Genomic DNA, 15,287 nt, shown 5'->3' on the forward strand with positions numbered 1-15,287 from the left:
GAAGAGGCGCCGATCTTTCAGGTCGCCGACTACGGCCTTGTCGCCGACCTGTTCCAGGCCGTCCCGGAACTGACCGAAAAGCTGTGAGCGGGGGACTTCATGCCCAACCGCCGCGCCGGGACCAAAGGACATACGGCATTTGTCGGGTCTTTACCGCCAAAGGGCCTTTCGGGCCGTTGGACCCGGCGGATACGATTGCAAAACGAACGGGTGCCCCTGTCCATTCGGGGCGGCCAGCCTGTCCGCGACCCCCGATAGTGAGGACTGCCGCGCATGTTTCTTGAAGAACCGCAACCGCTCCGGGCACAGAGCACGCATGTCACCGAGGGTGTCAAAAGGCTCGTGGCCAACAACCCCAGCAAGATGACCTATCACGGGACAAATACCTACATCGTCGAGACATCCGGCAAGACCTTTGTCGTCGATCCCGGACCAGTGGAAGACAGCGCACATTTCGAGGCGATCATTGCGGCGCTGCAAGGAAAGCCCGCAGGCATATTGGTCACACATCACCATTCGGATCATTTCGGGGCGGCCCCCGCATTGCGGCAACGGACGGGCATGCCGGTTTTTGTGTCGCGGGCTTTTCCGGACGACGCCTTTGAACCGGATGGCTATCTTGTCGACGGGCAGAAGATCGCCGGGCTGACCGTTCTGCATACGCCCGGTCACGCAAGCGACCACCTGTGTTTTGCCACAGAGGACGGCGTTCTGTTTTCCGGCGACCACGTGATGAGTTGGAACAGTACAATTGTCAGCCCGCCAGACGGCAACATGCAGGACTATTGTGCGCAACTCCGGCGGCTGATCGAACTCGACAGCCGGATCTATCTACCGGGCCATGGTCCGGTGCTGGAAGACCCGAGACCCTATGTCGAACGATTGCTCAGCAACCGAATGCGTCGGGAAAAGGAAATCCTCGACCACCTGACATGCACACCCGCCACCGTCGAAACGATTGCCAAGGCGGTCTACCGGAAAACCGATCCGCATATCGCGATGGCCGCGGAGCGAAATGTGGCGGCGCACCTTGAAAAGCTGTGCTCAGAATCGCGCGTTGTCGAAAAGGCCGGGCTCTGGAGGCTAGCAGGCCATTGACCACAGGGACAATCTCCTGCCTACCCAAACGGGCCGGGTTCGGTTGGGCCGGGGCAGCCCGCAAGACATAACCACAAGACATGACCGCAAGACTTGACCGCAACGTGCAAAGCCCGGTTCATTCAGTTGATGCCCCATTGAGAGATCGACGCCTGCGCCGCGACAGGAACGGCCAGAGCCCCCCTTGGAGCGGCAGGCGGCGCGCTTGATATCGGGGGGCGTGGCTGCTCCCTTCCCCCTTGCGGCCATTGACATGAAGTCCGGAGCCAAGACGCCCGTCGCCGCCGTCAGCGACCTCATTCGAGAAGGGAATTCATCGCCTCCAGAGCGTCCGCGAAGTCTTCCTTGAAGTCCTGAACCACAGCCGAGGTTGTGCGGATCGCGTCGATCAAACCGACGCCCTGTCCCACATAGTAGCTGACCATGTCATGTGCCTTTGCGTTGCCCTTGTCTGCGGCCTGTTCGGCCTTGTTGAGCGCGGGTATTGCAATCACGCCCTGTAGCGGCATCCCAAGTGGTTCGGGCGCACCGGGTGCCGACCAGGCGTCATGCCAGGTCGAACGCAGTTGACGGCACATCTTGCCGGTGCGCGCCGTCGACCGCACTGTATCGCGCGAACTCGCCTTCAGCATCTTGTCGCGGAATGCGTCCGAAACTTCAGAGTCCGAGGTCGCAAGCCAGACCGAACCGGTCCACGCCCCCTGCGCGCCGACCGCCATCATCCCGGCCATCTGTCGCCCGTTGACGATGCCGCCAGCGGCCAGAACCGGCACGTCGCGGCCCACCTGTTTCAAAGCGCGCAGGACTTCGGGCACCAGCACAAGGGTTGACACCTCGCCGCAATGCCCCCCCGCCTCCGTGCCCTGCGCCACGATGATGTCGACTCCTGCCTCGACCTGACGGAGCGCGTGTTTCGGTGCTCCGACCAAAGCGGCGACCGGCACCCCATGCGCCTTGGCCATGTCGATCATCGGCTTGGGGGCCAAGCCCAGCGCGTTCGCAATCAGCTTGATCGGGTGGCGAAAGGCCACCTCCAGCAGTTCCTCTCCTACCGTCGCCGAAATGGTCGGGGCGCGCAGCAACTGATCGTCCCGTGAGAATTCCAGATCGTGGTCTCTCAAAATTCCGGCTATGAAATCCTTGTGGGCCTGCGGGACCAGCTCCATGAGCTCTTCCTGCGTTGCACCCCGTTTGGCGTTGGTCTTCTCGGGGAAAACCAGATCCGCGCCATAGGGCATCCCGTCCACATTCCTGTCGATCCAGGCAAGCTCCTGTTCGAGTTCCTCCGCCGTGCAGCGCACACCACCGAAGACGCCAAAACCGCCGGCCCGACTGACCGCCGCCACAACGTCGCGACAGTGACTGAAGGCAAAGAGTGGAAACTCTATGCCCAGAAGTCTGCAAATATCGTTGTTCATGAGAGCCGTCCTCCTTGCATAATGGTCGTACCATTTAATGTTTAATCCGTAAAGAGGGGTCGACGCGGCGCCTGCCTTTGAAAATGGACGGCGGGCAGCGCCTGTGTGTCGATCTGTGCAGCAGGCTGATAGCGCGCCATTTCCTGACGCTGGCACGGCGCAAATATCAGGCAGCCCAGCGCCAGATCGGGCTGCAAAACCGCCATGGCCAGAGCGGATACAGGCCCAGACCCATGCCGGATCAGGAGCAAGGCAGGTCTTCGGCGCGCACCGGCATGAGGATCAAGGTCAGGCCCGGACACCCTTTCTAACGCACCGCCCAAGGCGGCCCCTCCCCCGTGGGTCTGGCGCACAGGCCGTCGAAAGCCAATTCGTGCCACCCCAATAGTTGTTAAGCTATGGCTAACGAAACCTGTAATACACGGTTCAGGACGGGATCGCCGGGATCAGATAGTCACACCTCCAACGGCAACGCCGCCAAAGGGAGGACACCATGACGGCAGAGGGTCGCGATCACGCGATTTCGAACGTTTCACTCGCACAACGCGCGTGGAACATCCGGCGCAAGGCGCTTTTGATGGGTGAGGTGCAGGGGCAGGGCTATATCGGCCAGGCCCTCGGTGTGGCCGATGTGCTGGCCGCATCCTATTTCCACGCACTCCAATACCGCGCCGAAGATCCCGAGTGGGAGGGGCGCGACCGTTTCTATCTCTCCATCGGTCACTATGCCATCGCGCTCTATTCGGTGTTGATGGAGGCAGGCATCCTGCCCGAGAACGAGCTGGAAACCTACGGCATGGACGACAGCCGCATGCCGATGTCCGGCATGGCGTCTTACACGCCGGGCATGGAGATCACCGGCGGGTCACTGGGCCACGGTCTGGGCATCGCCGTTGGCGCGGCATTGGGGCTGAAGCGCAAGCAAAGCCCGGCCTTCGTCTACAACCTGATGTCCGACGGCGAACTGGGCGAAGGGTCGACCTGGGAGGCGGTGATGTCCGCCGTTCAGTGGAAGCTCGACAATCTGATCTGCCTTGTCGACTTCAACAACCAGCAGGCCGACGGCCCGACGCGGGACGCGCTTGCGCAGGGTGACGAGGACAAGAAATGGGCGGCCTTTGGCTGGCATGCGCAGCGGGTGGACGGCAACGACATGGATGCGATCGTCGCGGCCTTCGACGCGGCCCGGAATACCGACCACGCCGGTCCGCGCGTCATCATCTTTGACACCAAGATGTGCAAGGGCGTCGACTTCCTCGAAGCCCGTGAAATCACCCATTTTGTGCGTGTCGAAGCCGACGAATGGGCCAAGGCCCTGACCAAGCTTGAAGAAGGAAAGCCGCAATGACCCTCGCCTCGATGAAGCGTAAGTACGAGCCGCGCACCGTCCAGCTGGGCCCCGACGGTCAGAAGGTTGCAACCTCCGCGATGATCGCCTCCCTGGCGGCAGAAGGGTATGACACAGTGGCGGCGCCCTTTGGCCATGCTCTGGTCGAAGCCGCAAAGAAGGACGACAAGATCGTCGGCCTGTCTGCCGATCTGGCAAAATACACCGACCTGCATGTCTTCGCCAACGCGATGCCGGACCGGTTCTACCAGATGGGCATGGCCGAGCAGTTGCTGATGTCAGCCGCCGCCGGGCTGGCGCGCGAGGGGTTCAACCCCTTTGCCACCACCTATGCCGTCTTTGCCTCGCGGCGCGCCTATGACTTCATCGCGATGGCGATCGCCGAGGAAAACCTGCCGGTCAAGATCGTCTGCGCCCTGCCCGGCCTGACCACCGGCTACGGCCCCAGCCATCAGGCGACCGAGGATCTTGCAATCTTCCGGGGTCTGCCGAACATGACCATCATCGACCCCTGCGATGCCGACGACATCGCCGGTATGGTGCCGCAGATGGCCGCCCATGACGGTCCGGTCTACTCGCGGCTGCCGCGCGGCAAGGTGCCAAGCGTCCTGACCCGCCACAAGCCGGACTACAAGTTCGAACTGGGCAAGGCCCAGATCATCCGCGAAGGCAAGGATGCGCTGATCATCGCGACCGGGTTCATGACCATGCGGGCGCTGGATGCCGCCGTCAAACTGGAGGCAGACGGGGTGGAGGCCGCCGTGCTGCATGTTCCGACGATCAAGCCGCTCGACACGCAGACGATCCTTGCGGAGGCACGGAAGGGCGGACGTCTGGTCGTCACCGCCGAGAACCATACCGTCGTGGGCGGGCTGGGCGAGGCGGTTGCCCGCACACTTCTGACGAACGATGTGACCCCGACATTCCGCATGATCGGACTGCCGGACGCGTTCCTGGAGGCCGGTGCCTTGCCGACGCTGCACGAGATGTACGGCCTGACCGTCGACCAGATCGCCGGGAAGATCAAAGGCTGGCTGTGACGACCTAGAGGTCACGCAATCTGAAATTTTACACTGAAGGAGAGAAGCCATGGCGCTTCTGAAGGACAAGTATGCCATCGTGACAGGCGCGGCTTCGGCGCGCGGTCTTGGCAAGGCGACGGCACGGGCCTTTGCGGAACAGGGTGCGACCGTCGCCATTCTGGATCTCGATGCGGATGCGGCAAAGGCCGCGGCGGCGGACCTGGGCGAGGGTCATATCGGCCTCGCCTGCAACGTCACCGACAGAGAGGCCTGCAACGCGGCCATCCGGTCGCTGCTGGGCTGTTGGGGCCGGATCGACATTCTCGTGAACAATGCCGGGATCACGCAGCCGCTCAAGATCATGGAGATCGAGCCGCAGAACTACGAGGCCGTGACCGACGTGAACCTGCGCGGCACGCTCTACATGAGCCAGGCCGTCATCCCGGCGATGCGTGCGCAGAAATCCGGCGCCATCGTCAACCTGTCGTCGGTCTCCGCGCAGCGCGGCGGCGGCATCTTTGGCGGGCCGCATTATTCCGCCGCCAAGGCGGGTGTCCTTGGCCTGACCAAGGCGATGGCGCGTGAGCTGGCCCCCGACAACGTGCGCGTCAATGCGATTTGCCCCGGCTTCATCGCCACCGACATCACCGCAGGCAAGCTGAGCGTCGAACAGCACAGAATGGTGCTGGACGGCATTCCGATGGGTCGCGCGGGCGAAGCGTCGGATGTGGCGGGCTGCGCCCTGTTTCTGGCCTCCGATCTCTCCGCTTACTGCACGGGCACCGAGGTCGACGTCAACGGCGGCTCGCTGATCCACTGATCGCCCGCGCCATGAACCGGCGCCCCGAGGCGTGGCGCTACCCCCGACATCTTCGCAAAGGGAGGAACCCAAAATGAAGACAACCCTGATGGCCGTTCTGGCCACAACAACCCTGATCACTGGCACCGCACAAGCCGATGAGATCATCTTTGCGCATGGCGCAAACCCCGGCAATCCGCGCACTGTTGCAGCCGAGAAATGGGCCGAACTGTTCACCGCCTGCACCAATGGCGCGACGACGGTCAACGTCGCCCCGTCGGCGACCATGGGCGACGACGCCGAGATGCTGACCTCTGCCATTGCCGGGGTGATTCAGGTCACCGCCAACAGCCAGGGCGCCATGAGCCAGATCGTCCCGGAGATCGGCCTGCTTGGTCTGCCCTTCCTGTTCAAGGATCTGCCGACCGCCTGGGCGGTTCTGGACGGAGAGGTCGGCGACATGATCGACGCCCGCGCCCAGAACGCCGGGCTGAAGGTGCTCGGTTTCTGGGACAATGGTGTCCGCAATGTCAGCCACGTCTCAAAGACCGTGTCGGCGCCTGCCGATCTCACTGGCATGAAGATCCGCACGCCCCCCGACCAGATGACCGTCGACATCTTCGAGGCGCTCGGTGCATCGCCCGCTCCGCTGGCTTTCTCGGAACTTCCCACGGCGCTGCAATCCGGTGTCTTCGACGGGCAGGAAAATCCGCTGGTGAACATCTACTCGTCGAAGATCCATGAGATCACCCCGTTTATCACCCTGACCGGCCACAAGTACGAATCGACCCCGGTCGTCGTGGGTCTGGCCTGGTGGTCGGGGTTGGACGAGGCGACACAGACCTGCGCCGTGACAGCGACCGCGGACGCGGGTCGGATGCAGCGCCAGATGGTCGCCGCCTCGGACGCCGATCTCATTCCGACGATGGAGGCCGAAGGCGTGACCTTTGCCGAGGCCGACAAGACCGCCTATCAGGCGGCGACCCGGTCGGTCTATGACAAGTATGCCGAACAGTATCCGGAGCTTGTTGCGGCTCTGCGCGACGCGGCGGGCCTCTGAGATGTCCGCCGGGGATAAATCCTCCCCGGAAAACAGCCAGAAGGGGCGGAAACGCCCCTTCCTCGGGCTGGTTCGGGGAACCACTCTCACACTTGACTGGAGCGGGCGGCTGATTGTCGTCGCATGTCTTGCCGCCATGTTCGTGGCGCTGCTGGTCAATGTTGTGCTGCGCTACGCCCTCGGGTCCGGGATCTCCTGGGCCTATGAAATCCACGCGCTGCTGTTGCCCTGGCTTGTCGCCGGCGGCTTGGTGATTGCCTCGGCTCGCGGCCGCAACATCGCCATCACGATCATGCCCGACATGTTGGAGGGCCGTTCCGTGCTTGTGCTGAATCTGATCATCCAGAGCATCATCCTCGTGATTTGCCTCAGCGTGCTGTGGAGCAGCCAGCCGATCCTGAAGGCGTCACAGTTCCAGTCCCTCTCGACTCTCGGGGTCAAGCAGGTCTGGGGCTATGCGAGCCTGGTCTACGCATTCGGGGCGATGGCCGTGATCGCCGCCCTTGGCATCGTCCGGACTCTGTCGGGTGAGGACGTCACCGACCACGACCCCGGCCACGCAAGCCTGAGCTGAAGGAGAAACCAAATGACCGCCCCCCTGATCTGGATTTTCTTCATCCTGATGGCGATTTCTGTTCCCGTCGCGCACGCGATGCTTGGCGGCGTGGCAGCCGCACTCTGGCTCGATGGCAAACCGATGGCTGTGATTGCGCAGCGGCTTTATACGCCGACGCAAAGTTTTCCCATGCTGGCGATCCCATTCTTCATCCTCGCCGGAAACCTGATGATGTCCGGCAAGTTTGGCGAATACCTCGTCAACATCGCCCGTCTACTGGTCGGCAACTTCAAAGGCGGATTGGGCCAGGTGTCGATCATCGGCTCGGTGATGTTTGGCGGCGTCTCCGGCTCGGCGGTGGCGGACGCCTCCGCGCTTGGCAACGCGCTGATCCCCGTTCAGAAGAAGGAAGGCTATCCTGCCGGTTTCGCCGCCGCGATCAACTCCGCGTCTTCGACGGTCTCGGTGCTGATCCCGCCGTCGATCCCGCTGATCCTGTACGGCCTCGTCTCAAACGTTTCCATCGTCGACCTGTTTGTCGCGGGCATTCTGCCCGGCGTCATGTTGGGGATCGGAATGTTCGCGACTGTCGCCATCGTCGCACATGTGAAGGGTCTGCCCCGGTCTCCGCTCGCCGGTGGTTTCGCTGCCTTCCGCTCGCAAATCGTCGCTGCCATCCCGGCCCTGCTGATGCCCGTCTTCGTCATCGGTACCCTGCGGTTCGGTATCGCGACGCCGACCGAGGTGAGTGTCATGGCCGTCGCCTATGCGCTTTTGGTCAGCGGCCTTGTCTATCGCGACCTGTCCTGGCGCGGGATGTGGGATGCCGCTGTCGACACCGGGCTGATGACCGGGGCCGTCATGATCATCATCATGGCCTCGTCGACAATCCAGTGGGTGCTCACCGCCGAGCGCGTGCCGCAAGAACTTGCGGTCTGGGTACAGGCAACCTTCTCGGAACCCTGGATGGTCATTCTGGCCCTCAACGTCGTGATGCTGATCGTCGGCGCGTTCCTCGATCTGCCGGCCGCCGTGTTGCTGCTCGGACCGCTCTTCGTCACCATCGGGCAAGCCATCGGTCTCGACCTGGTTCAGCTTGGGTTGATGATGGTCGTCAATCTGGCCATCGGCCTCTACACGCCGCCGGTGGGTACGACACTCTTCATCTCCGCCGCGATCTCCGGGGCTCGGATCGGGGAAACCGTGAAGGCGCTGCTGCCGTTCTACGCGGTTGCCATCGCCGTGCTGCTGCTGATCTCCTACGTCCCCTTCCTGACGATCTACTAAAGTCCCCAAGGGGTGACATCGACCAGTTCCGGCCCGGTCTCGGGCCGGAACGTACAGCCAAGCTCTGTCAGCAGCGCCCGTGCTTCGGCTTCATGTGTGCTTGCCATCCTGACCAGCCATTCCGAAAACCGGTTCACGATCCTCCGGTTGAAGTGCCGTGGCGGACAAACCATCCAGTAGGCCGGGAAGTCGATGACCTCGAACGAGGTCGAGAACGGCACGAGTTCGCCGCGCTGAAGCTCTGGCAGGCAAAGCGTCACGCTGTCCAGCGCGAGCCCGCCGCCCTGCTTGGCCATTTCAATCGACATCGACGACCGGTCAAAGCGAAACGGATAGGTCAGGTCAGGGACGTCGATACCGTTGGAGGCCAGCCAAAGATCCCACCGGTACAGCATCTTGACGCTGTCGATCAGGCGCGCAGATTGCAGTTGCTCGATGGGATTGTCTGATATCGACCGCAATTCTTCGAGATAGGCAGGGCTGCAAAGCGGAAGAACGAGGTCGTGCATGATGCAATTGACCGCCAGACCGGACCAGCCGCCCAGCCCGTAGCGAAGATCGAAATCGACCGCTTCGGTATCGAAGACACTGAAATCCGGCGTCGCATCGACCCGGATATTCCAGGTCGGATTGTCGGCGGCAAATTCCGCGATACGCGATCCCAGCCAGCGCACACCAAAGCTGGGGCTGACCCGAAGCGTCAGATTGCGCATGTCACGTTGGCGGGTGATGGCGCTGTGCGTGTTGCGGATCGCGCGGAACGCCTGCGACATGGTCTGAAACAGGCGGTCTCCGTCCAGTGTCAGCACCAGTCGGCGTTTTTCCCGCCTGAACAGGTTCACGCCAAGCTGGGTTTCCAGTTGTCGGATCTGTTGGCTGACGGCCGAGGTGGATACGCCAAGCTCACCTGCGGCCTTGGTCACGGTCCCAAGGCGCGCGACCGCCTCAAAATGCTCGGTCGCGCGGATGTTGATGTCACGTAAACTGCTCAACGCGTTGCCTCCCCCCTGTGCTTCAATTCAGATCTCCGCTCAAATCTACACAGTTCTCGAAGGTGCGCTTCACAAAACCGAACCACAAGCGACAATGCGTCAGACCAGAGCTATGGATTTGGGAGTACCTGCGGTATTTGCCCCAAGTTTTCGCCCCCCATTGGTGAACTGGCCCGCATCAGGATGATGGCCGCAACCGGGGTGAGGGGGCCGTTCACGGCCTGAGGTGCCCCCAGTCCCCGGACACCTGCCCGTTTCCGTTTTGCGCGTTGTTGGTCAGCGACACCTGGACCGGGGCACGACGACCCAGACAACATGGCGGCCCCGACAATACGGCGGCCCCGACAATAAGTACCGCGCAGCGTAGCGCGTGCGCGACCCCGAAATTTCCGGCGGACAGGCTATCGCGCCCAAGCATCCCTTGACCCCGCATCCATGCTGAATATTGATGGCCGCGGAGGGCATCGTCATGGACTTAACGCAGATCAAGACTCTGGTGCACGTTGCGGAGATCGGCTCGATCAGCAAGGCGGCCGAGCGTCTCAATACTGTGCAGCCAGCTCTCAGTCGGCAAATCCGGCTGTTGGAAGAAGAACTCAAGGTCCGGTTGTTTGAACGACACGGGCGCGGCATGCGTATCACGCCAATCGGGCAAGAGGTGCTCGACTCCGCGACACGCATTCTGACGGAAATCGAAGCCATTCGCGAAACGGTTCACGATGGCAGCAAATCGTTTCGAGGCGAGGTTCGGATCGGGCTGACGCCGACGGTGGCCGACATGATGATCGCGGCCCTCGCCCGACGGCTGCGGGCGGATCATCCCAAACTGCACGTCCAGTTCAAGACCGCTTTCAGCGCCTATCTGCTGGATTGGCTGCGGCGCGGCGAACTGGACCTTGTCGTCAGCTACGATCCTGAACCGTCGCGGTCGCTGCTGGTCGAGCCGGTGCTGATGGAAAGCCTGTTTCTTGTTTCCCGGCCCGGTCACGGCCTGTCGCTGAACAAGCCGGTGCCCTTCGCCGACCTGAAAGGAAAGCCCTTCGTTTTGCCCGGCGCGGGCCATGCCCTGCGCACGATCTTTGACAATTGCACCCGCCTGTCCGGCATTTCCGTCGATACGACGGTGACGGCGGATTCCATGCGCGCCATGCTTGATCTCGTGCGGGACGGCTTTGGCATGACCATGCTGCCGCTGGGACCGATTTTTGCGGAAATCGACAGCGGCGTTCTCGAAGCCGCGCCACTGACCGACCCGATGCCGCAACGCCGGTTGGTCATGTGCCTGTCTGCCGACACGTCCATCGCGCAAGCCACGCGGCACGTGGCCAAGGTGTTCCGCGAGATATCCGCAGATCTGGTCAAACGCGACATCTGGCGCGGGCAAGTGCTGGGGGAAGCGGCAGACTGAGCCATAGCAGGCCGCTATATCTCAATGCGCGAACTAGTATTATTTATTGCAGCTTGTGCCTTCTAGATTGCTCCGGACCTGACCCCGGAGACACAAATGCCCCTCGATATCGAAAAAGAACCGCCAGCAAGCGACTGGCAAACGGATGTCTTCGACGTCCTGAAGACCCATGACATCAAACACATCGTCTACGTCCCCGATGCCGGTCATTCTGTGGCCATTCGCATGGCCGAAGCCGACGCGGATATTCATTCTGTTGTTCTGACCACCGAAGAAGAAGGCATCGGATATCTGGCCGGAGCTTGGCTGGGCGGAGAGCGCGGCGCTTTGCTCCTGCAATCCTCGGGTGTTGGAAACTGCATCAACACGCTGGCCCTTCAGGCCTGCGCGCGGTTCCCGCTGCTGATGGTGGTGACGATGCGCGGCGAATGGGCCGAGTTCAACGGTTGGCAGACCCCAATGGGGCAAGCGACCGAAGGCACCTTGCGGCAGATGGGCGTGATGACCTGGAAAGCCGATCAGCCAGAGGATGTGGCGCCGCTTTTGCACGGTGCCGCCACCATGGCCTTTCACGGCGACAGTGCCACCGCCCTGCTGCTCAGCCAACGCCTGATCGGAGAAAAAGAATGGATCAAGTGACCAAGGGCGGCCCCCTGCCCCGCCGCGACGCCGTGGCCGAACTCCTGAAGGATCGCAAGGATCTGCTGGTGGTCACCGGGCTTGGCTCTCCCTCCTATGACGTGATGGCGGCGGGCGATCACGACAGCAATTACTATCTCTGGGCCGCGATGGGTTCGGCGGTGACGGTGGGCTTTGGCCTCGCCATGGCACAGCCCAAGCGCCCGGTTCTGGTCTTGACCGGAGACGGCGAGGTGATGATGGGCGTCGGCGCACTGGCGTCCATTGCCGTGAAACAGCCAAAGAACCTGACCATCGCGGTGCTGGACAACGGGCATTTCGGAGAGACCGGGATGCAGGAAAGCCATGCCGGGCGCGGAATTGCCATCGACCGGGTCGCCGCGTCGATGAATTTCCCGCACACCGCCTGTATCACCGACATGAACGGGGTGGCCGCTCTTCGCGACCGGCTTGACGCGAAAGACGGGCTTCGCCTCGCCGTGCTGAAGATCCGGCCGGGCAACGAGAAACGGGTTCTGCCGTCGCGCGATGGCGTGCATATCAAGAACCGTTTCCGCGCCGCGCTCGGCTTTCAGCCGATCTGAGGGGCGTCATGACCGAACGGTTTCTGAACATCGTGAACGGCGCGCCGGTCGCAAGCGGGTCGGGCCACTGGTTCGACAGTGCCAATCCCTATGACGGCAAGGTCTGGTCGCAGATCCCGCATTGCGACACGGCGGACGTGAACGCCGCCGTCGCTTCGGCCCACGCGGCTTACAACACCGGTCCCTGGGCCACGATGACCGCCACCCAGCGGGGCAAGCTGCTGCGCAGGCTGGGCGATCTGATCGCGCGCGACGCCGAAAAGCTGGCGCAGCTCGAAGTCCGCGATAACGGCAAGCTTTATGCCGAAATGCTGGGCCAGGTGAAATACCTGCCGGAGTATTACCATTACTTCGGCGGGTTGGCCGACAAGATCGAAGGCAGCGTGCTGCCAACCGACAAGCCCGAGATGTTCAGCTATACCAAGCATGAGCCGCTGGGAGTCGTGGTTTGCATCACACCCTGGAATTCGCCGCTGCTGCTGTTGACCTGGAAGCTGGCGGCGCTTTTGGCGGCAGGCAATACTGCGGTGATCAAGCCGTCAGAAATCACCTCAGCCGCGACACTGGCCTTTCTGGCGCTGTTCAAGGAGGCCGGGTTTCCCGATGGCGTGGTCAACAGCGTCACCGGCTTCGGCCACGAGATCGGCGCGGCGCTGGTCGAGCATCCGCAGGTGGCCAAGGTCGCCTTCACCGGCGGCGATGCCACCGGGCGCGCGGTCTATCAGGGCGCGGCCAAGGGTCTGAAACATGTCTCGCTGGAACTGGGCGGCAAATCGCCCAACATCATTTTTGACGACGCCAACCTAGACGACGCCGTGAAAGGCGCGATTTCCGGCATCTTCGCGGCCTCGGGGCAGACCTGCATCGCCGGCTCGCGGCTGCTGGTGCAGCGGTCGGTCTATGACGAGGTCTCCGAACGGGTGACGGCGTTTGCCGCCACCGCGCAGTTGGGCGACCCCATGCAAGCCAGCACCCAAGTCGGCCCGATCACCACCCGGCCACAGCGCCAGAAGGTTCTGGATTACATCGAAATCGCCAAGAATGAAGGCGCTCGGTGCCTGTTGGGCGGCAAGACACCGGAAGCGGCGGATCTGGCCGAAGGCTGGTTTGTGGAGCCGACGATTTTTGCCGATGTCAGCAACGACATGCGCATTGCCCGCGAAGAGGTCTTTGGCCCGGTGCTGTCAATCATCCCCTTCGAGGATGAGGCCGATGCGATCCGCATCGCCAATGACACGATCTATGGTCTCGCCGCCGGAGTCTGGACCACGTCGATGCGGCGGGCGATCAGGATGGCGGATGCGCTCAAGGCCGGGACGGTCTGGGTCAACACCTACCGCGCGGTCAGTGTCATGGCACCGTTCGGCGGCATGAAGCAAAGCGGCATCGGCCGCGAGAACGGGCAAGAGGCGATCCGCGAATTCCTGCAAACCAAATGCGTCTGGCTGAACCTTGCCGACGGTGTGCCCAATCCGTTTGTGATGCGTTAACCCCCGCCGGATCCGCCCGAGGCCCCTGACGGGAGAAAACAGGGGCTCAGGGATGATCGCCGTCTTCACGCTGCGCATAGGGGCCATTGCCCGCGTGTTATGCGGCTGACAGGCGCGGCACATGCATCCAGCCGATGCCATGCGCGGCTGCGATGCCGCAACCCAACTACAGCGCCCTGATCTGCCCAGCCCGGTAAGATGTGCCGGAGTAATCCGCGCCTCGTGGCCTGTCGCGGCGCTTTTGCGCGCGCGCCGCTGCGATCCGGCGCAGGTTTCGACACCAACCGATACATGGTCCGCAGCGGCCAAGACTTGAACCCGGCGTAAACAGTGGAGATCGGTATCGTGGCAACACGCATCAGCCCGATACCGATATCCAGAGTTCAGGCAGTCCGCCCCTCTTGGGGGATCAATCCGCCAAGACCAACCCCTCGCGCATTGCGGTCCTGTTCCATCTGATCGAGGACCATAGCGACACCGCAATCAGAGCGGCGCCGCCAAGACCGGTGATCACTTCGGGGATGTGCACCAAGGACTGGGCAAACATCACGATGGACAGCGCGACGATTGCGTAAAAAGCTCCGTGCTCCAGAAACCGATACTCGGAGAGCGTGGCGTTCTCGACCATCATGATCGTCATCGAACGCACGTACATGGCACCGATCCCCAGACCGAGGGCGATGACAAACAGGTTCTGGCTAAGGGCAAAGGCCCCGATCACACCGTCAAAGCTGAACGAGGCGTCAAGCACTTCGAGATAGAGAAATGCGCCCAGACCACCGCGCGCGGCGCCCTGCAACGCTTCTTTGGAACTGTCCAGAAGGCCACCCAGCACCTCGACCAACAGGAAGGTCAGCAGCCCCCAGATCGCAGCGCCAAAGAAAGAGTCCCGGTCGGCCCCGTCGAGAAGCCCGGAAAACCCGGTTACAAAGATCAACACGATGGCCACCTCGACACCGCGGATCGTGGCATATTTCGCCATCCGGGTTTCAAGCCAATGCGCCCAGTGCACGTCCTTTTCGTGGTCAAAGAAGAATGACAGCCCGACCATCATCAAGAATGTGCCGCCAAAGGCCGCAATCGGCAAATGTGCATCTTGCATGATGCGGGCGTATTGCTCGGGCTGGCCTGCGGCCAGTTGGATCGCTTGCCAGGGTCCGATGTTGGCGGCGATCACCACGATCAAAAGCGGGAACACGATCCGCATGCCAAACACCGCGATCAGGATACCCCAGGTCAGGAACCGGCGTTGCCATTCCGGCCGCATCCCCTTGAGTTTGTTGGCGTTGACGATGGCATTGTCAAAGGACAGTGAGATTTCGAGTACGGCAAGCACCGTGCAAACGAAGAGAATGGCCAGCATCCCGCTGAACGTGCCGGTCGTATGCCAGCCGAGCAGCGCACCAAGCGCGAGGCCGGCGAAGGTGACGATTATCGCCCACTTCAGATAGGAAAAAAGTGAACGGTCGCAAACCTTGTCAGGCGCGCCGCCGATTTGGGGTCTTGGTCCCTGAGACATGTTGGAGTGATCCAGGCGGCTGGAAAAAACAGGTGCCGACATCACGAAAGCGCCGCCACTTCCGCCA

General features: G+C 62.2%; 15 protein-coding genes. 12 read left to right on the top strand and 3 right to left on the bottom strand.

Annotation, left to right across the window (positions count from 1 at the left end; genetic code table 11):
• Together ACN0S5_RS19195 and ACN0S5_RS19200 are read left to right on the top strand one after the other, a co-directional pair.
• Positions 1-87: electron transfer flavoprotein subunit alpha (locus ACN0S5_RS19195; RefSeq protein ID WP_417210495.1), on the top strand; the 87-nt coding region annotated here is incomplete at its 5' end.
• 186 nt (positions 88-273) lie between these two features.
• On the top strand, positions 274-1,098 hold the full coding sequence (locus ACN0S5_RS19200; RefSeq protein ID WP_417210419.1) for an MBL fold metallo-hydrolase: 825 nt from the start codon (positions 274-276) through the stop codon (positions 1,096-1,098).
• Between the two features lie 296 nt (positions 1,099-1,394).
• On the opposite strand, the gene ACN0S5_RS19205 is transcribed toward ACN0S5_RS19200, so the two are convergent.
• Complete coding sequence (locus tag ACN0S5_RS19205; RefSeq protein ID WP_417210420.1) at positions 1,395-2,516, bottom strand: NAD(P)H-dependent flavin oxidoreductase; 1,122 nt, start codon at positions 2,514-2,516, stop codon at positions 1,395-1,397.
• A gap of 493 nt (positions 2,517-3,009) precedes the next feature.
• Between ACN0S5_RS19205 and ACN0S5_RS19210 the strand changes: the two genes are divergently transcribed.
• The 6 genes from ACN0S5_RS19210 to ACN0S5_RS19235 all read left to right on the top strand — a co-directional run bounded on the left by ACN0S5_RS19210 (position 3,010) and on the right by ACN0S5_RS19235 (position 8,588).
• Complete coding sequence (locus tag ACN0S5_RS19210; protein WP_417210421.1) at positions 3,010-3,864, top strand: transketolase; 855 nt, start codon at positions 3,010-3,012, stop codon at positions 3,862-3,864.
• Positions 3,861-4,904, top strand: a complete 1,044-nt coding sequence (locus tag ACN0S5_RS19215; protein ID WP_417210422.1) for a transketolase family protein — start codon at positions 3,861-3,863, stop codon at positions 4,902-4,904. The genes ACN0S5_RS19210 and ACN0S5_RS19215 overlap by 4 nt, the downstream gene beginning before the upstream one ends.
• A 49-nt stretch (positions 4,905-4,953) precedes the next feature.
• On the top strand, positions 4,954-5,706 hold the full coding sequence (locus ACN0S5_RS19220) for an SDR family NAD(P)-dependent oxidoreductase (RefSeq protein WP_417210423.1): 753 nt from the start codon (positions 4,954-4,956) through the stop codon (positions 5,704-5,706).
• A gap of 73 nt (positions 5,707-5,779) precedes the next feature.
• Entirely contained in the window at positions 5,780-6,745 is a 966-nt protein-coding gene (locus ACN0S5_RS19225; protein WP_417210424.1) for a TRAP transporter substrate-binding protein, read from the top strand.
• Between the two features lies 1 nt (position 6,746).
• Positions 6,747-7,319 (top strand): TRAP transporter small permease, encoded by a 573-nt coding sequence (locus tag ACN0S5_RS19230; RefSeq protein WP_417210426.1) that lies wholly within the window; start codon positions 6,747-6,749, stop codon positions 7,317-7,319.
• Positions 7,320-7,331: 12 nt separating this feature from the next.
• Positions 7,332-8,588 (top strand): TRAP transporter large permease, encoded by a 1,257-nt coding sequence (locus ACN0S5_RS19235; protein ID WP_417210428.1) that lies wholly within the window; start codon positions 7,332-7,334, stop codon positions 8,586-8,588.
• Here the strand turns inward: ACN0S5_RS19235 and ACN0S5_RS19240 are convergent.
• A complete protein-coding gene (locus ACN0S5_RS19240) occupies positions 8,585-9,580 on the bottom strand; it encodes a LysR family transcriptional regulator (RefSeq protein WP_417210429.1) in 996 nt (331 codons plus the stop codon). The two genes, ACN0S5_RS19235 and ACN0S5_RS19240, sit on opposite strands and share 4 nt — an antisense overlap.
• A gap of 469 nt (positions 9,581-10,049) precedes the next feature.
• Between ACN0S5_RS19240 and ACN0S5_RS19245 the strand changes: the two genes are divergently transcribed.
• The 4 genes from ACN0S5_RS19245 to ACN0S5_RS19260 all read left to right on the top strand — a co-directional run bounded on the left by ACN0S5_RS19245 (position 10,050) and on the right by ACN0S5_RS19260 (position 13,701).
• Complete coding sequence (locus ACN0S5_RS19245) at positions 10,050-10,988, top strand: LysR family transcriptional regulator (RefSeq protein ID WP_417210431.1); 939 nt, start codon at positions 10,050-10,052, stop codon at positions 10,986-10,988.
• Between the two features lie 96 nt (positions 10,989-11,084).
• On the top strand, positions 11,085-11,627 hold the full coding sequence (locus ACN0S5_RS19250; RefSeq protein ID WP_417210432.1) for a thiamine pyrophosphate-binding protein: 543 nt from the start codon (positions 11,085-11,087) through the stop codon (positions 11,625-11,627).
• A complete protein-coding gene (locus ACN0S5_RS19255; protein WP_417210433.1) occupies positions 11,615-12,211 on the top strand; it encodes a thiamine pyrophosphate-dependent enzyme in 597 nt (198 codons plus the stop codon). The genes ACN0S5_RS19250 and ACN0S5_RS19255 overlap by 13 nt, the downstream gene beginning before the upstream one ends.
• Before the next feature lie 8 nt (positions 12,212-12,219).
• On the top strand, positions 12,220-13,701 hold the full coding sequence (locus ACN0S5_RS19260; RefSeq protein WP_417210434.1) for an aldehyde dehydrogenase: 1,482 nt from the start codon (positions 12,220-12,222) through the stop codon (positions 13,699-13,701).
• 409 nt (positions 13,702-14,110) lie between these two features.
• Here ACN0S5_RS19260 and ACN0S5_RS19265 read toward each other — a convergent pair whose 3' ends face one another.
• A complete protein-coding gene (locus tag ACN0S5_RS19265) occupies positions 14,111-15,220 on the bottom strand; it encodes a DUF475 domain-containing protein (protein ID WP_417210435.1) in 1,110 nt (369 codons plus the stop codon).
• Between the last annotated feature and the right edge of the window lie 67 nt (positions 15,221-15,287).

The organism is Antarctobacter sp. (assembly GCF_048262615.1).
Taxonomy (GTDB): Bacteria; Pseudomonadota; Alphaproteobacteria; order Rhodobacterales; family Rhodobacteraceae; genus Antarctobacter.